At 72.8% G+C, this 18,452-nt stretch carries 3 protein-coding genes and 3 pseudogenes; all 6 read right to left on the bottom strand.

The window, feature by feature from the left end; genetic code table 11:
* Window positions 1–2: 2 nt before the first annotated feature.
* Window positions 3–1,226, bottom strand: coding sequence for a beta-ketoacyl synthase N-terminal-like domain-containing protein (locus tag ACIG3E_RS29285; protein WP_399622449.1), 1,224 nt, complete (start codon window positions 1,224–1,226; stop codon window positions 3–5).
* Between the two features lies 1 nt (window position 1,227).
* A complete protein-coding gene (locus ACIG3E_RS29280; protein WP_399622447.1) occupies window positions 1,228–1,545 on the bottom strand; it encodes an acyl carrier protein in 318 nt (105 codons plus the stop codon).
* Window positions 1,542–10,796, bottom strand: coding sequence for an amino acid adenylation domain-containing protein (locus ACIG3E_RS29275; protein WP_399622446.1), 9,255 nt, complete (start codon window positions 10,794–10,796; stop codon window positions 1,542–1,544). Before ACIG3E_RS29275 ends, ACIG3E_RS29280 begins: the two co-directional genes overlap by 4 nt.
* 14 nt (window positions 10,797–10,810) lie before the next feature.
* A pseudogene (locus tag ACIG3E_RS29270) lies at window positions 10,811–12,043 on the bottom strand (FkbM family methyltransferase); the annotation flags it as partial.
* 207 nt (window positions 12,044–12,250) lie between these two features.
* A pseudogene (locus tag ACIG3E_RS29265) lies at window positions 12,251–13,588 on the bottom strand (amino acid adenylation domain-containing protein); the annotation flags it as partial.
* Between the two features lie 231 nt (window positions 13,589–13,819).
* Window positions 13,820–18,403, bottom strand: a pseudogene (locus ACIG3E_RS29260) (amino acid adenylation domain-containing protein); the annotation flags it as partial.
* Between the last annotated feature and the right edge of the window lie 49 nt (window positions 18,404–18,452).

Raw genomic sequence — 18,452 nt, 5'->3', positions numbered from 1 at the left:
CTCTATGCGGCGCACGCGCTCAGGCACAGTGCGGTGTTGATGCCGCCGAAGCCCATGCTCAGGCTCAGGCAGTGCTGGATGTCGGCCTCGACGGCCGTCTCGCGCACCCAGCGGAGGGCGTCGTCGACGGGCTCGGCGAGGTTGCGCGTGGGGTGCAGGCGCCCGTGCCGCAGCTGCAGCAGGGTCGCGGCCGCCTCGACGGCTCCGGCGGCCGTCAGGCCGTGGCCGGTGATCGACTTCGTGGCGTTGACGGCGGCGTGCGTGAGGCCGCAGGCCTTGAGCGCCGCTACCTCGGTCTCGTCGCCCGTCGGTGACGCGGTGCCGTGCGGGTTGACGTAGTCGATGTCCCGGGCGGTGAGTCCGGCGCGGTCCAGGGCCTGGCGGATCGCGGCGGTCTCGCCCGCGAGGGACGGGTTGGGGTTGCGGTTGCCGTCCAGGCGCACCGACCAGCCGCCGATCCGCGCGTACGGGGCGGGGGCGTCCGGGCGGGCGCCCCCGCGCTCGATCACGAGGGCGGCGCAGGCCTCGCCGTAGACGAAGCCGGACCGCCCCTTGTCGAAGGGACGGCAGGCCGCGGCGGGCGCCTCGGCGTGCTCCTCGCCCGCCATGGCGCCCATCGCGTGCAGGCCGAGCAGCTCCCAGTACGACAGGTCGGCGAGCGCGCCCAGGGCGACGCACACGTCGACGCGGCCGGAGGCGACGGCCTCCGCGGCCTCGATGACCGCGAGCTGTCCGCTGGCCGACGCGCCGCCCACGGTGTGGGCGAGGCCACGGATCCCGAAGGCGCTCGTGCACAGGCCGCACAGGTCGGTGTCCAGGTACGACAGGCCGTAGCTGGGCCGCAGGAAGCGCGGCTTGGCCCGGTGCCGGTCGTGGGCCAGGACGAGTTCGCGCTGCTGGAGGTTGCTGCCGCCGATGACGAGCCCGACCCGGTCCGGGTCGTACCCGTCGAGGCCCGCCTCGGCCCACGCCTCTTCGAGGGTGGCGAGGGCGACCTGCCCGGTGAGCGAGGCGGTGCGCAGCTCCCGGGCACCGAGCCGGGTGGGTGGCGCCTGGGCGGGCAGTTCGGCGCCCACGAAGCGGGTGCCGGACTGCCGCCCCGGCCGGTCCATGACGGCGAACCGGTGCTCTCCGGCGAACAGTGCCTGGGTGAAGGCGTCCTTGCCCCGGCCCACGGCGGTGGTGACGCCGATGCCGGTGACGACGAGCCCTGCGGAGTCGCTCACGTCACCCGGCCTTGACCGCTGCCGTGTCGCTGAGGTGCCGCGCGAGCTCGCCCAGGTTCTGCGGCCCGTGGGTGTCGACGAGGGGTATGTCCAGGTCCATCTCCTCCAGGACGGTCATCACGATCTCCGCGCGGTCCATGGAGTTGGCGCCGAGCGCGTCCAGGGTGTCGGTCTCGGCGAAGTCGTGGTCGGCGAGTTCCGGGAGGATCTCGCGGACGGCTTCGACGATGAGGGCGAAGGTCTTGTCCTTGGTCATGTGCGGGCTTTCGCTGGTGGGGATGGGACGGGTGGGGCGGGCGGGGGCGTGGTCGGTGCTCATCCGAGCCCGCCGTCCGCCGCCGCGTCGCGCAGCCGCGCCAGGCTCGCGCCCGGCTGCGTGACGATCTTGAGCAGCAACCTCTCATAGGTGGCCGCCAGGGCCCGGGCCGTGCTCCTGGCGTAGAGGTCGGTGCTGTACTCCAGGTAGCCGCGCAGACCCTCGGGGGTCTCGCGGACGACGAGGTTGAGGTCGAACTTCGCCGTGCCGCTGTCGGTGGGCAGGGGCACGAAGCCCAGGCCGCCGGGGTCCGGCGGCGCGGCCTCGGCGGCGGGCACCAGGTTGAACATGGCCTGGAACAGCGGCGAGTGCGCGGGGTCCGGCTCGGGCACCAGGGCCTTCACGAGATCGGCGAACGGGACGTCCTTGTGCTCGTGGGCGGCGGCGGTGACGCGCCGGGCCTGGGCGAGGAGGTCGTCGAAGGCCTGCTCGGGCCGTACGTCCAGGCGCATGACCAGGACGTTGATGAAGTAGCCGACGAGGCGCTCCAGCTCAGGCCGCGGCCGGTTGGTCACCGGCGAGCCGATGGCCAGGTCCCGGTCCTCCGTGTGGCCGCCGAGCAGCGTCGCGAAGGCCGCCAGGAGCGTCAGGTAGAGCGTGCCGCCGCGCTCCTTGCTGACCCGCTTGAGCTGGTCGAGCACCGCGGCGGGGACGTTCACCTCGACCGACGAGCCCTGGTACGACTTCACCGCGGGCCGCTGGTAGTCGGTGCGCAGCGCGGTGCGCGGCGGCAGGCCCGCGAGCTGGGAGCGCCAGTAGGCCTCCTGCCGGGCGCGGGCGTCGGCGTCGACCGCCCGGTGCTGCCAGCGCGCGAAGTCCGCGTACTGGACGGGGAGTTCGGGGAGCGAGGGCTCCTCGCCGCGGCTCAGCGCCTGGTACAGGGCGTTGAGTTCGGCGATGAACACGCCGGTCGACCAGCCGTCGAAGATGCCCCAGGGCCGGGTCACGACGGCGACGTGCTCGTGCGGCGCGAGGGTCAGGATGTGCACGCGCAGCATGTGCCGGTCCTCGGGATCGAGCGGCCGCGGCCGCTCGGCGCGCAGGTACTCGGCGACCGCGCTGTCACCGGTGACGTCCTCGAAGGCGACGGAGAAGCCGGTGGTGTCGTTCACCCGCTGTACGTAGGTGTCGCCGCGCTTGAGGTAGCTGGTGCGCAGCACGGCGTGGCGGGCCACGAGCCCTTCGAAGGCGCGCGCGTAGGCCTGCCGGTCGAGGGGGCCGATGACGCGGTAGGCCATTTGCACGTTGTCGTACGACGAGCCGAGGTGCGCGCGCGGGTTGAGGAACCACAGTTCGCTCTGCTGGAAGGAGAGCGGGCTCTCGTCGCCGGGGCCGGTGACGGGCACCAGCGGGACGGTCTCGTCGGCCGCGCCGCCGCTCGACGCGTCGAGTGCGGCGGCCAGCTCGCCGAGGGTGGCTCCGGCGAGGATCGACTGGAGCGGCAGCTCCTTGCCGGTCTCCTGCTTGACGCGGATGGTGAGCCGGGTGGCGAGCAGGGAGTGCCCGCCGAGGTCGAAGAAGCCGTCCTGGAGTCCGACGCGGTCGAGGTCGAGGACGTCCTGGACGAGGCGGCACAGCGCGCGCTCGGTGGCGGTGCGCGGCGCGACGTAGACCTCCTTGTGCACGTCGGCCTCGTCGGGCGCGGGCAGGGCCCGCTTGTCGACCTTGCCGTTGGGGGTGAGCGGCAGCTCTTCGAGGGCGACGAAGACGCTGGGGACCATGTACTCGGGGACGCGGCCCGCCAGGTGGTCCTTCAGCTCCCGGGTCAGGGCCTGGCCGGTGGTGGCGATCTGCGGCACGTTCGCCAGGTGGGTCGCGCTGTAGGCGGTCCGGGCCAGGGCGGTCGGCCGCTCCCCCTTGGCGAGGATCAGGTCGAGGCCGTCGAGGCGGTCCTGGGACCAGGTCAGGGCGGCCCGGTAGCCGAGCTCCTCGGCGTACGTCAGGACGTCCTCCAGGTCGCGCACCCGCTGGGCGGCGGCGTCCGTGAGGCGGCTCGCGCCCAGGGGCTCGACGTGCTGCTGGGCGGTGGTGCCGCGCAGGCTCTCGGCGGCGCGGACGTCGTCGGCGACGCGCGGGTTGTCCAGGCCCGTGACGCCGAAGCGCGTGCGGGTGCCGTCGGCGAGCAGGGCGCGCACCTCGTCGGGCGTGGCCGCGGTCAGCCACGGCAGGTCGTCCTCGGGGGCGGGGGCGGCGCCCTTGGTGAGGACCACGTCGTAGCGGTAGCTGAGCATTTCGTTGCCGCCGGTGCCGCGCTTGACGGCGATGTCGACGGAGCCGATGTCCGCGAAGCGCCGGGGCAGCGCGGCGAAGTAGCTCGGGCTGACGAGGAGTTCGGTCTCCTGCTGGCGGCGGCGCTGCACCTGGCGGGCCAGGGCGGTGACGGAGGTGCGTGCGGAAAGGCGGCTGCGCTCCACGGCCGTGACGTGCGCGGAGAACAGGTCGAGGTTCCTGATGTCGCCGAGGAGGATCCGGCCGCCGTCGGCGACGAGCGGCAGGAGCCGCTCGATGACCTCCTCCAGGTAGAGGCGGTTGGGGAAGTACTGGGCCACGGAGTTGATGACGACGGTGTCGAACTTCTCCGTGGCGGTGCGGCCTTCGGGCACCGGCACGTTCCGGGCGTCGCCCTGCGCGAGGGTGACGTGCGACCAGCCGCGGCGGTCGGCGCCGCGGCGCACTCCGGCCAGGGCCGACGCGGAGATGTCGACGGCGTGCACGGCCTCGCAGGCTCCGGCGTAGCGGAACAGCAGCAGTCCCGTTCCGCAGCCGACCTCCAGGAGCCTGCGGGGCCGCAGCTCCTCGATGCGGCGGACGGTGCCGTCGATCCACTCGCGCATCTCGTGCTCGGGGATGGCGTCGCCGGTGTAGCTGCTGTTCCAGCCGACCAGGTTGAGGTCGTCCCCGGGGGCGCCGGGGTTGTCGGTGGGGTGCGCCTGTTCGTCCGCGTCGGTGCCGTACTGGTCCTCGAAGAGGTCCTGCCACTGTTCCAGGCGGTCGGCGTTCTGTTCGCGCGCGGTGGCGTCCAGCCAGGTGGTCGTGGGCCGTACGTAGGCGACGAGCTTCTTCGTCTCGCCGCTGGCCAGGGTGGTGACGACGGCGCCGCGCACGGCGGGGTGCGCGTGGAGCGCGTTCTCGATCTCGCCGAGTTCCACGCGGAAGCCGCGCACCTTGACCTGGTCGTCGACGCGGCCGACGAACTCCAGGGCGCCGTCGGGCAGTCGGCGCACCAGGTCACCGGTGCGGTAGAGGCGGGCCCCGGGCCGCGTGGCGAAGGGGTCGTCGACGAACCGCTCCTTCGTCAGCTCCGGGTTGCCGAGGTAGCCGCGGCCGACGCCCGCGCCGCCCACGCACAGCTCGCCGACGACGCCCAGCGGCACGGGCCGCAGGTGCGCGTCGAGGACGTGGGCGGTGGACTGGGCGATGGGCCTGCCGATGGGGATGACCGCGTCCTCGGCGATGTCCCGGGGGATCACGTGGCAGGTGGAGGCGATGCTGTTCTCGGTCGGGCCGTAGGCGTTGACGACGGTCAGGCCGGGGTGGGCCGCGTACAGGCGGCGTACGTCCTTGGCGGAGAAGGCCTCGCCGCCGACGCCGAGGTAGGTCAGCGGCAGCCGCCGCCCCTGCGCGGCTTCGGCGAACGCGGGCAGGAAGGCCGCGGACAGGGCCATCATCGTGACGCCGGAGCGCTCGGCGCGGTCCAGGAGCGCGCCCACGTCCTTGGAGTCGCCGTCGTGCAGGACGAGCCGTCCGCCGCACAGCAGCGGGCCGAGGACCTCCTGGGAGCCGACGTCGAAGGAGATCGAGGAGTGGTGGAGCACGACGGTGTCAGGGTCCGTCGGGAAGTAGTCCGGGTTGCGTACGAGACGGACGACGCCGCGCTGTTCCACGAGGACGCCCTTGGGGACGCCGGTGGAGCCCGAGGTGAAGATGGCGTAGGCCAGGTGCTCGGGCGTGAGGCCGAGTTCGGCGCGCGTCAGGTCGTGCTCGGGGCGGTCGGCGAGCAGCTGGGTGCCGTCCCCGGCGCGTTCGCCGGTGTCCAGGTGGAGGACCTGGGGCCGCTGGCCGCCGTCGGCGCCGTCGAGCGCCTCGGACGGGAGGTGGGACTGGCTGAGCACGATGTCGACGCCGGAGTTGGCGACCAAGGTGCGGACGCGCTCCCGGGGGTAGGCCGGGTCGATGGGGACGTACGCGCCGCCCGCCTTGAGGATGCCGAGCAGGCCGGTCACCAGCTCCGGGGAGCGGCGGGCGCACAGGCCGACCAGGGTGTCGGGGCCGACTCCCTGGGCGCGCAGCCAGTGGGCGACGCGGTTGGCGCGGGCGTTGGTCTCGGCGTAGGTGAGGCGCCGCTCGCCGTGTTCGACGGCGATGGCGTCGGGGCGCTGGCGCACCTGCTCCTCGAAGAGCTCGAAGAGGCAGTGGTCGTCCGGGTAGGGCCGGTCGGTGTCGTTCCACTCGGTCAGCAGGCGGTGGCGTTCCGCGGCCGGGAGCACGTCGATGTCGAGGGCGCGCGTGCCGGTGCCGTCGTCGGTGGCCAGGGCGTCGACGAGGCCGGTCACCGCCGCTTCCACATAGCCGAGGACGGCATCGGGCGAGAGCGTGGCGTCGACCTGGGCGTTGAGGGACAGCTCGGTCCCGGTGTCGTCGACGGACACGCCCACCGGGTAGTTGGTGCGGTCGAGGGAGCCCAGCCAGCGGATGCCGAGGTCGTCCAGGGTGGCCGGGCCGAGGTCGCCCTGGCGCGGCTCGAAGTACCGGAAGTTGATCATCGAGCTGAACAGGGTGGCGTCGCCGTCCAGGCCGCTGGAGCGCTGGGCCAGGGTCAGGGCGCTCTGCTCGTAGGCGATGAGCTCCTTGAGGGAGGCGTCCACGGCGGCCACCAGGTCCTTGACGCTGAGGTCGGCGAGGCGGACCCGCAGGGGCAGGGTGTTGATGAAGTTGCCGAGCATCCGCTCGACGCCGGGCACGCCCTGGAGGCGGCCGGAGAGGACGGTGCCGAACACCACGTCGTCGCGTCCGCTGGTGGCCGCCGTGACCAGGGCCCAGGCGGCGTGGAAGAGCGCGGCGGGGCTGATCCGCAGCCGCTGGGCCTGCTCGCGCAGGCGGCTGGTGAGGCCGGGCGGCAGGGAGCGGCGCAGGTCGCGCACCCGGCTGCCGTCGCCGTGCACGTCGACGAGCTGGAACGGCGTGGTGGGCTCGGTGACGTCGCCCAGCTCGCGGCGGAAGTACGCCTCGGCGTCGGCCGCGGCGAGCTGGTGCAGGGTGTGGCCGACGAAGTCGCGGTAGGCCGGGGCCGGGGGCAGTTCGTCGGCGCGGCCCGCCATGTGGGCGGCGAGCTCTTCGAGGATGAGGCGCAGCGAGGTCGCGTCCTCGATGAGGTGGTGGACGCGCAGCAGCAGGAAGTGCCGGGCGGAGTGCGGGTCGGCGGCGACGGCGAGCCGCAGCAGCGGCGCCCGGTCCAGGGCCATGCTCCCCGGGTCCGCGAGCCAGGCGCGGGCCTGTTCCTCGGCCGCAGCGGAGTCGGCGGCGTCGAGCGTGCGCCGCTCGACGTCGAGGCGGACGTCGCGCAGGACCACCTGCACGGGCTCTCCGAGGCCTTCGGTGACGACGGCCGTGCGCATCACGTCGTGCCGGTCCACCACGGCCTGCAGGGCGGCCACGAAGGCGTCGCACGTCTGCCGGTCGGGGGCGGTGAGCAGGATGGGGATGACGTACGGGTCGTTGGCGGGGTCCATCAGGTGGTGGAAGAGGATGCCCTCCTGCGACGGCACGAGCGGGTAGACGTCCTGCACGTTGGGGGCGCCGCCGGGCACGCGGGACACGACGGCGTCGACGGCGGCCTGGTCGAGCCCGGCCAGCGGCAGCATCTCGGGCGTGAGCCGCTCGCAGCCCTCGGGGACGGCAGGGGCGGGCACGGTGTAGCCGGTGGCGGCCGGTCCCGCGCGGTCGATGTCGGCGGCGAGGTCGGCGAGCGTGGGGCTGCTGAAGACGCTGCGCACGGCGACGTCGAGGCCGCGCTCCTTGAGCCGGGCGATGAGGACGGTGATGAGCAGGGAGTGGCCGCCGAGCGCGAAGAAGTTGTCGTGCGCGCTGATGCGGTCCTCGTCGAAGCCGAGGAGTTCGGCCCAGGCGGCGGCGAGCGTCCGCTCGGTGGCCGTGCTCGGCGGCGTGTACGCGCGCTGCGCGAAGGCCTCGATGCCGGGTGCGGGCAGGGCCTTGCGGTCGAGCTTGCCGTTGCCGGTGATGGGCAGGCGCTCCAAGGCCACGAAGGCGCTGGGGACCATGTAGTCGGGCAGGGTCCTGCGCAGGTGGCGGGCGAGTTCGGCGCGGTGGTCGGCCTCCTGCTCGGGCGATCCGGAGCCGGGCGCGCCGGGGCGCAGGACGGTGTAGGCGACGAGTTGCCGGTCGCCCGGGGTGTCCTCGCGGGCGATGACGCGGGCGTCCTGGACGGCGGGGTGTTCGGCGAGGCGGGCCTCGATCTCGCCCAGCTCGATCCGGAAGCCACGGATCTTCACCTGGTCGTCGTTGCGGCCCAGGTATTCCAGCGACCCGTCCGGCAGCCAGCGGGCCAGGTCGCCCGAGCGGTACATCCGTGCGCCCGGCTCCGCGCGGAACGGGTCCTCCAGGAACCGCTCGGCCGTCAGCTCAGGCCGGTTCAGATAACCACGGGCCACGCCCTCGCCACCGACGTACAACTCCCCCACGACACCCACCGGTACGGGCTGGCCGTGTCCGTCGAGGACGTAGGTGCGCAGGTCGGGGATGCGCTCGCCGATGGGGCTCACGGTGCGGTCGGCGTCGGCCTCGGTGATCAGCCGGTAGGTGACGTGCACGGTGGTCTCGGTGATGCCGTACATGTTGACCAGTTGGGTGCTCTGGTTGACCGGGCGGCGCAGCCAGGGCTTGAGCGAGGCGACTTCCAGGGCCTCGCCGCCGAAGACCACCACGCGCACCGCGTGCGGCCGGGCGTCCTCGCCCTGCGCGGCGATCAACTGCCGGAAGGCACTCGGGGTCTGGTTGAGGACCGTCACCCCCGTCTCGCACAGCAGCCGGTAGAAGTCCTCCGGGCTCCGCGTCACCGCCTGCGGCACCACCACCAGGCGACCACCGTGCAACAGCGCGCCCCAGATCTCCCAGACGGAGAAGTCGAACGCGAAGGAGTGGAACAGCGCCCACACATCCTGCTCGTCGAAACGGAACCAGTCATCCGTCGACGTGAACAGGCGCACCACATTGCGGTGCTCGACCACCACACCCTTGGGCACACCCGTCGAACCCGACGTGTAGATCACATAGGCCGCGTGCGAAGGACCCACACCCGCACCCGAGACATCGTCGGCCGACAGCCCGGCCCACAGCTCAGCGTCCGCACGGACATCCACCACCGGCACCGACGGGACCGCGAGGCCCTCGGGCAGCACACCGTCGGTCACGAACACCTGGGGCACGCTGTCGTCGAGCACGTGCGCGAGGCGGTCGGCGGGGGACGCCGGGTCCAGCGGCACATAGGCCCCGCCCGCCTTCAGAACGGCGAGGACGGCCACGACCAGGTGTTCGCTGCGCGGCAGGCACAACGCCACCAGCACGTCCGGGCCCACCCCCAGACCCCGCAGATGCCGCGCGAGACGATTCGCCCGCGCGTTCAACTCCCCGTACGACAAGCGGCTGTCCTCGAACTCCACCGCCACCGCGTCGGGGGAACGCCGCGCCACCTCCTCGAACCAGGTGTGCAGGCAGCGGTCCACCGGCGGTGCGGCGGGCGCCTCGTTCCACTCGGTGAGCACCTGGCGGCGCTCGGCGGCGTCGAGGGTGCTGAGCCGGGAGAGCCGCTCCCCCGGTGCGGCGACGACGGCGTACAGCAGCGCGGTGTAGTGCCGGACGAAGCGCTGGACCGTCTCGCGGTCGAAGAGGCCGGTGTTGTACTCGAAGGCGCCGATCAGACCGTCGGGGGTCTCGCGCAGGTCGAGCGTCGCGTCGAACTTCGTGATGTCGAAGTCGAACTCGATGAGGGAGACGTCGAGGTCTCCCAGGCGCACCTCGCGGTCGGTGTGCGCCTCCTGGAGCACGAACGCGACCTGGAACAGGGGCGAGTGGCTGAGGCTGCGCTCCAGCTGCAAGGCGTCGACGACCGCTTCGAACGGCACGTCCTGGTGGCTGAAGGCCCCGAGCGCCACGTCCTTGACCCGGCCGAGCAGGTCGGTGAAGGCCGGGTCGCCCGACAGGTCGGCGCGCATCACCAGGGTGTTGGCGAAGTAGCCGATGAGGCCTTCGGACTCGATGCGCTGGCGGTTGGCGACGGGGGTGCCGATGGCGATGTCGGTCTGCTCGCTGTAGCGGTGCAGCAGCAGGGCGTAGACGGAGAGCAGCGTCATGTAGAGCGTGACGTCGTGCTGCTCGGCGAGGGCCTTCAGCCGTCGCAGGAGCTCCGCGGGCAGGTGGAAGCGCTCGTGCGCGCCCTCGTAGGTCTTGATCGCCGGGCGGGTGCGGTCGGCGGGCAGGGGCAGGCGCGGGTCGACGCCGTCGAGCCTGCGCGTCCAGTAGCCGAGCTGGCGTTCCTGCACCTCGTCGACCAGCCACTGGCGCTGCCAGTGCGCGTAGTCCGCGTACTGGATGGGCAGGGGTGCGAGCGGCGAGGCGTCGCCCGCCTGGAAGGCCTCGTACAGCGTGACCATCTCGCGGAAGAACACGCCGAGCGACCAGCCGTCGGAGACGCTGTGGTGCATGGTCACGAGCAGGACGTGCTGGCGCTCGGACTCGCGCAGGAGGCGGACGCGGATCAGCGAGTCGCGGGCGAGGTCGAAGGGGGCCACGGCCTCCCGCTCGCAGATCGACGGCAGCTCCGCGGGGTCGGTCAGGTCCTCCTCGCCGACCGTGAAGTCGCGGCCGTCGCCGATCTCCTGGTACGGCACGCCGTCGCGCTCGACGAAGCGGGTGCGCAGCGCCTCGTGGCGCTGGACGATCGTCTCCAGGGCGCGCAACAGGGCGGGGCGGTCGAGCGGGCCGCTCAGCCGCATCGCCATCGGGATGTTGTAGTACGCGCTGGTGCCGTCCAGCTGCGCCAGGAACCACAGGCGCTGCTGGGCGAAGGACAGCGGGACCGGCTCGTCCCCGGTGTGCGGGCGGGGGCCGATCGCCTCCAGGGCGGACAGGTCGACGCCCTGCTTCCTCAGCATCGCGATGAGGGCGCGCTGCTTGTTGGCGGGCAGCGACTTGATCTTCCGGATCAGGTCGAGGGAGGTGCCGTTGCTCGGGGTGCTCATCGTCGGCGTCGTGGTCACTTGATCCGGCCTTCCCAGGCGTCCAGCTCTTCTTCGCTCATGTTCTCGATCAAGTCGATGCTCTCCAGGATCGCGGCGACGTCGACGGCGCCGCCCTGTGGTGCCACGGGCGCGCGTCGCTCCAGCTCGGCGGCCATCGCGGCCAGCGTCGGTCCCTCGAAGACGGCCTGCACGGTGAGTTCGGCGCCCGTCGCCTGGGCGAGGCGGTTGACGAGGCGGGTGACGAGCAGCGAGTTGCCGCCGAGGGCGAAGAAGTCGCTGTCGACGTCCAGGTCGTCGGCGTCGGCGCGCAGCAGCTCCGCCCAGACGCCCGCGACGGTCCGCTCGGCCTCGGTGCGGGGCGCGACGCGGCGCCCGGCGGGCCGCTGCCGGTCCTCGGGGGCGGGCAGGGCCCGCAGGTCGAGCTTGCCGTTCTGGGTCAGGGGCAGCTCTTCGAGCAGCACGTGCGCGGCCGGGACCATGTACTCGGGCAGCGCCGCGCCCAGCCTGTCCCGTAGGTCGGCGACCAGGGCGGCCCGGCCCGACCAGCGCGGGGTCGCGGTAACGGACTCGGCCGCCCGCCGGGTGCCCTGGCCGTCGGCGCGGCGGGCGTAGACGTTGTAGAGGGTGGTGCCCCGCAGCAGGCGGTTGTCCTGCTCGCAGACGACGTCGTAGCCGAGCGCCTTGAGGAGGGTGACGACCTTCTCCAACTGCCCGTCGACGTCGTGGAGTTCGACGACGAGCTGTCGGATCTTCGGCCAGTCGCGCCAGTGGATGCCCTTGAGCACCTCGTACTCGGCGTTCTCGACGTCGACCTTCAGCAGGTCGATCCGGTCGAGGGACTCCTCCGCGATGACGTCCGAGAGGGTGCGCAGTCGGCAGGTGAACTGCTCGCTGTCGAGGCGGGCGTCGACGACCGCGTCGACGAGGTCGTCCCCGGCGGTGGTGTCGGCCGCGCCCTCCTCGGTCAGCTCCTCCTGGTTGCGCAGATAGGAGCGCACCAGGTCGTGGGCCTGTTCGGCGGTGGTGACGCTGGAGGAGATGACGGTGTTGTGGCGGTAGAAGGTGAAGGTCTCCTCCTTCGCCTCGGCCGCGAGGCCGCAGTCGTGCACCTTGGCGTCGATGCCGTGGAGCGCGACGTTGCGGCGCAGCGAGTCGAAGACGGGCGGGATCGGCTCGAAGGCGTGGATCCGGGCGCCGGGGCAGCGGCTGCCCGCGAAGAGCGTGAACAGGCCGATGTTGGCGCCCACGTCGAGGATGGTGTCGCCGTCCTCGATGGTGATGCCGTTCCGCAGGTATTCGAGGTGCGTGAAGATCTCGTCGTAGACGAAGTCGGTCTCGCTCCTGTTCTGCTGGAACACCGTCATGCCGTTGGGCAGTTCGTAGGTCCGCGCGAGCGCTTCCGGCTCGGTGCGGTCCAGGCGCAGGAGTTCGCGTACGGCCGGGGCGTGGTCGGGCGACGGGACGACGTAGGCGACGAGGCGCTGGTCCTGGTCGTCGTAGCCGCGCACCAGGACGCGGGCGTCCTGGACGGCGGGGTGTTCGGCGAGGCGGGCCTCGATCTCGCCCAGCTCGATCCGGAAGCCACGGATCTTCACCTGGTCGTCGTTGCGGCCCAGGTATTCGAGGGAGCCGTCCGGCAGCCAGCGGGCCAGGTCGCCCGAGCGGTACATGCGTGCGCCCGGCTCCGCGCGGAACGGGTCCTCCAGGAACCGCTCGGCCGTCAGCTCAGGCCGGTTCAAGTAGCCGCGGGCCACGCCCTCGCCGCCGACGTACAGCTCGCCGACGGCGCCGATGGGCGCGGGGCGGCCGTGTCCGTCGAGGACGTAGGTGCGCAGGTCGGGGATGCGCTCGCCGATGGGGCTCACGGTGCGGTCGGCGTCGGCCTCGGTGATCAGCCGGTAGGTGACGTGCACGGTGGTCTCGGTGATGCCGTACATGTTGACCAGTTGGGTGCTCTGGTTGACCGGGCGGCGCAGCCAGGGCTTGAGCGAGGCGACTTCCAGGGCCTCGCCGCCGAAGACCACCACGCGCACCGCGTGCGGCCGGGCGTCCTCGCCCTGTGCGGCGATCAACTGCCGGAAGGCACTCGGGGTCTGGTTGAGGACCGTCACCCCCGTCTCGCACAGCAACCGGTAGAAGTCCTCCGGGCTCCGCGTCACCGCCTGCGGTACGACCACGAGACGGCCGCCGTGCAACAGCGCGCCCCAGATCTCCCAGACGGAGAAGTCGAACGCAAAGGAGTGGAAGAGGCTCCACACATCCTGCTCGTCAAAGCGGAACCAGTCGTCCGTCGACGTGAACAGGCGCACCACATTGCGGTGTTCGACGACCACGCCCTTGGGCACACCCGTCGAACCCGACGTGTAGATCACATAGGCCGCGTGCGAGGGGCCCACGCCCGTGCCGGTGACGTCGTCGGCCGACAGACCGGCCCACAGCTCCGCGTCCGCGCGGACGTCCACGACCGGCACCGACGGGACCGCGAGGCCCTCGGGCAGCACGCCGTCCATGACCAGGACGCGAGGTGCGCTGTCGTCGAGGATGTGCGCGAGGCGGTCCGCCGGGGAGGCCGGGTCCACGGGCACGTACGCGCCGCCCGCCTTCAGGACCGCGAGGACGGCGACCACGAGGTGTTCGCTGCGCGGCAGGCACAGCGCCACCAGCACGTCCGGGCCCACCCCCAGACCACGCAGATGCCGCGCGAGACGGTTCGCCCTGGCATTCAACTCCCCATACGACAGACGGCTGTCCTCGAACTCCACCGCCACCGCGTCCGGGGTCCGGGCGGCGGTCTGCTCGAAGCCCTCGTGCAGGGGCCGGGCCACCGGCTCGGCCGCGGGCGCCTCGTTCCACTCGGTGAGGACCCGGTGGCGCAGGGCGTCGCTCAGGACGGGCAGGCCCAGGGCGGGGCGCCGCTCGGCGCCCTCGGTGGTGAGGGCGTCGACGAGGCCCTCCATGGCGGTCTCCAGGTAGCCGATGACGAGGGCGGCGTCCTGGGCCCGGTCGATCTGCGCGTCGAGCGAGAAGGAGTGCCCGAGGTCGTCGACGGACAGGGCGATCGGGTAGTTGCTGCGCTCGATGACGCCCGCGAGGGACTTGACGCCCGCGCGCTCCAGCTCGGAGTCGTCGACGCGGTCGTCGGACTCCAGGTGCCGGTAGTTCAGGATCGCGTTGAACAGCGGCGTCTCGGGGGGCACGGCGCTGTGGCCGTGGGCCACGGCCAGCGGGGTCTGCTCGTGGCGCACCAGGTCGCGCAGGGTCCGGTCGGTAGCGCTCACCAGGTCGCGCACGCTCGTGCCCGTCAGGTCGACGCGCACGGGCAGGGTGTTGATGAAGTTGCCGAGCATGCGCTCGATGCCGCGCGGGCCCTGGAGGCGGCCGGACATGACGGTGCCGAAGACCACGTCGTCGCGGCCCGCGCACGCCGCCACGACCAGGGACCAGCCCGCGTGGAACAGCGTGGCCGGGCTGACCCGCAGCTCCTTGGCGCAGGCCCGGATCCGCTCCCCGAGGCGGGCGTCCAGCGGGCGGCGCAGGTCGAGGACGCCGCGGCCGTCGCCGTGGACGTCCTGGAGCCCGAACATCACGGTGGGTTCGGTGACGTCGCCGAGCCGGTCCCGGAAGTGGTCCGCCGGGTCGTGCTCGCGCGCGCGGTGCTGCACCTGGGCGATGAAGTCGCGGTACGGCGCGGGCGGGGCGAGCTCCCCGGCGCGGCCCGTCATATGGGCGACGACCTCCCGGAACAGCAGGCCGAGCGAGGTCGCGTCGTCGATGACGTGGTGCAGGTTGAGCGCGGCGTACCAGGTGGCCGTGGAGGGCTGCCGGGCGGCGCGCAGCCGGATCAGCGGGGCGCGGTCGAGGCGCATCGCCTGCGGCCGGGCCAGGAGGGCGCGGATCTCGTCCTCGGCGTCGCGGCCCGCGGGCACCTCGAACTCCTCCAGGTCGAGGTCGGCGTGGCGCACCACGACCTGGACGGGCCGCGAAAGGCCCTGGGTGAGGATCGCCGTGCGCAGCGCGTCGTGCCGGGCGACGGCCGCGCGCAGGGCGCTCACGAAGCCGTCGAGGTGGGCCCTGCTCTCGAAGGAGAACACGCCGGAGAGCACGTACGGGTCGCGGCCGCTCTCCTTGAGGTGGTGGAAGAGCATGCCTTCCTGGAGGGCCGCCAGCGGGTACACGTCCTGGACATTGGAGGCGCCGCCGGGCACGGCGGCCACGATCGCCGCCAGCTCGTCCTCGGTCAGGGAGACCAGGGGGAGCATGTCGGGGGTGAGCCGGTCGCAGTCCGCGGGGATGCCGTTCGGCGGGGCGGTGAAGGCCGTCCCCGCCGGGGCCGCGTCCGGCGCGTCGGGGTCCTCCGGGGCATGCGCCGCGTCGATGGCCTCGGCCAGGTCGGCGAGCGTGGCGGCGGCGAACACGCTGTGCAGCTCGCAGTCGAGGCCCGCGTCGTGCAGGCGCGCGGTCAGCTTGGGGATGAGCAGGGAGTGCCCGCCGAGGGCGAAGAAGTTGTCGTGGACGCCGATGCGCTCCTCGTCGAAGCCGAGCAGGCCCGCGCAGACCGCGAGCAGGGTCCGCTCGGTGGGCGTGCGGGGAGCGACGCGGTCACCGGCCACGGCGTACGCGTCGGCGTCGGGGGCCGGGAGTGCCTTCCGGTCGAGCTTGCCGTTGGCGGTCAGCGGCAGGGCGTCGAGGCGGACCAGGGCCCCCGGGACCATGTACTCGGGCAGCGCCTGGCCGAGGTGGCGCACCAGGGCGTCGTGGAGCTCCCCCGGGTGCGCCTGCGGGTGCGCCTCGTCGAGGACCACGTAGCCGACGAGCCGCGGGTTGCCGGGGCTGTCCTCGCGGGCGACGACGGCGCAGGCCCGCACCGCGGGGTGGCGGGAGAGGCGGTCCTCGATCTCGTCGGGTTCGATGCGGAAGCCGCGCAGCTTGACCTGGTTGTCGATGCGGCCGAGGTACTCCAGGGTGCCGTCCGGCAGCCATCGGACGAGGTCGCCCGTGCGGTACATGCGGGCGTCCGGGTCCGCCGCGAACGGGTTCGACACGAAGCGCTCGCGGGTCAGGCCGGGGTTGTTCAGATAGCCGCGGGCCAGGCCGACGCCCGCGATGTGCAGCTCGCCCGCGCAGCCGACGGCCTGCCGACGGCCGAGGTCGTCCAGGACGTACAGCTGGATGTTCTGGATCGGGCGGCCGATCGGCACCGTGCGGTCCGCGGCGTCGGGCGGGCAGGCCCAGTGGGTGACGTCGATGGCGGCCTCGGTGGGGCCGTACAGGTTGTGCAGCAGCGCGCGGTGCTGGGCGTAGTGGCGCGCGGGCAGCTCCGGCGGCAGGGCCTCGCCGCTGCAGAAGACCTGGCGCAGCGACGTGCAGCGGGCCCAGCCCTCGTGGTCGAGCATGAGGCGCAGCATGGGCGGCACGAAGTGCGCGGTGGTGACCTCGGCGGCCCGGATGAGCGACACCAGGTACGCGGGGTCCTTGTGGCCGCCCGGTGCGGCGACCACCAGGCGCGCGCCGGTGATCAGGGGCCAGACGAACTCCCACACGGAGACGTCGAAGCTGAACGGCGTCTTCTGGAGCACGACGTCGTCGGGCGTCAGCGCGTACTCGTTCTGCATCCACTCGACGCGGTTGACGGCCGCCCGGTGCTCGACCATGACGCCCTTGGGGCGGCCGGTGGAGCCGGAGGTGTAGATGACGTACGCGAGGTCGCCGGGGGCGATCCGGGCGGGGGCGCCCACGTCCTGGGCGCCCGGGGCGCCGCCGGGGAGCGGCCGTCCCTCGGCGTCCAGGCGGAGCACCGTGCGCGCCCCGCTCAGGGCGGACGTGTCGGTGCCGGACTGGGTGAGGACGAGGGCGGCGCCCGAGTCCTCGATCATGTACTGGATGCGTTCGGCCGGGTACTCCGGCTCCAGGGGGAGGTAGGCGCCGCCCGCCTTCATGACCGCCCACAGGGCGATCACCATCTCCAGGGAGCGTTCCATGGAGATGCCGACGACCGTGTCCGCGGTGACGCCGTGGCGGCGCAGCTCGGCGGCCAGGGCGTCGGTGCGCGCGGCGAACTGCGCGTACGTCAGGGAGCGCTCGCCGTAGACGAGGGCGGTGCGCTCACTGTGCCGGGCGACGGCGTCGGCCAGGAGGTCGGGCAGGCCGCGCTCCGCGGAGAAGGGGCGGGCGGTGTCGTTCCACGCGTCGAAGAGGCGCAGCTCGTCGTCCGACAGGTGCGAGGCCTCGGACAGCAGCTGTCCGGGGGCGTCGACCAGGGCGCGCAGCAGGGTCTCGTAGTGCCCGAGGAAGCGCTCGACGTCCGCCGTGTCGAAGCGCGCGGCGTCGTACTTGAGGTGCAGCGTGTAGGCGTCGGCGGCGTGCTCGACGACCTCCAGGTGGAGCTTGAACTCCCCCTCCTGGGATATCTCCTCCACGAACCGCAGCGAGCGGGCCAGGTCCAGGCCGTGCACGTCGCCGTCCGTCAGGCGCATCATGCGCTGGTTCTGGAAGACGTACGAGACCTGGAAGACCGGGGAGGTGTCGGGGTCCGTGCGCAGGTTCAGGTCCTGCACCATGCGCGGGAACGGGTACGCGGCGTGGTCGAGGCCGTCGGCCATGACGAGCGTCAGGTCGCGCACGAAGTCGGTGAACGACACGTCGCCGCGCACGCCGTGGCGCACGGGCAACATGTTGACGAAGTAGCCGACCGCCTCGTCGTAGGTGGCGTCCGGCCTGCCCAGGGACGGCACGCCGACGACGAGGTCGCGCTCGCCGCTGTAGCGGTGCAGGAGCAGTTCGTACACGGCGAGGAAGAGCACCGCGGGCTTGACGCCGTGGTCCGCGCACACCTCGCGCACCCGCGCGGCGAGGGCCGCGGGCAGCGGCAGGGTGACCGTCTCGCCGACCACGGCGGTGCCGGGCGCGGGGGCGCGCTCGATGCCGAGGCGCAGCACGGGCAGGTCGCCCGCCAGGGTGTCCCGCCAGAACGCGCGGTGGCGGGCGCCGTCGGCGCCCGCGAGGAAGTCCGCCTCCCAGCGCACGAACGCGTCGTAGGCGTCGTGCCGCGCGGACGCGGGCTCGGGGGCGTCGCCCCGCAGCAGGGTGTCGTAGGTGTGGAGCAGGTCGCGGAGCAGCACGGGGGTGGACGCGCCGTCGAACACCAGGTGGTGCACGACGAGCAGGACGAGCGTCCGCGGCGCTTCGGCCGTGCCCGCCGTGTACACGACGGCCCGGACCGGTCCTTCCTGGTGCAGGTCGAAGGGCGCCTTGGCCTGTTCGCGCGCCAGGGCGAGCAGGACGTCGTCGGGCAGCCCGTGCGGCACGCTCTGGTGCCGGAAGGGCGCCTCCTCGCCGTCCGGGCGCCGCACCAGGTACGGGGTGCCCTCGTCCTCGACGACCACGCTGTGCAGCAGCGTGTGCCGGGACGTCACCTGTCGGAAGGCCTCCGCGAACACGTCGACGTCGAACGGCGCCGACGTGCGGAAGCAGACGGGCACGTTGTACACGTCCGACGCGGGCCGCAGCTTGTGGAGCAGCCACAGCCCCTTCTGGCCCTCGGACAGGGCACGCCGGTCCGTGACGCCCGCCTGCGCGGAGTCCTGGAGTCGTTCGTAGAACGCGAGCACGTCCTCAGCGGTGTAGAGGCCCGCCTTGAAGCCCGCCAGAATCTGATCC

It is taken from the genome of Streptomyces sp. NPDC053474 (assembly GCF_044544845.1).
GTDB lineage: Bacteria > Actinomycetota > Actinomycetes > Streptomycetales > Streptomycetaceae > Streptomyces.
The sequence above is the reverse complement of the archived record's forward strand: the minus strand, read 5'-3'. Positions and strand labels throughout refer to the sequence as shown.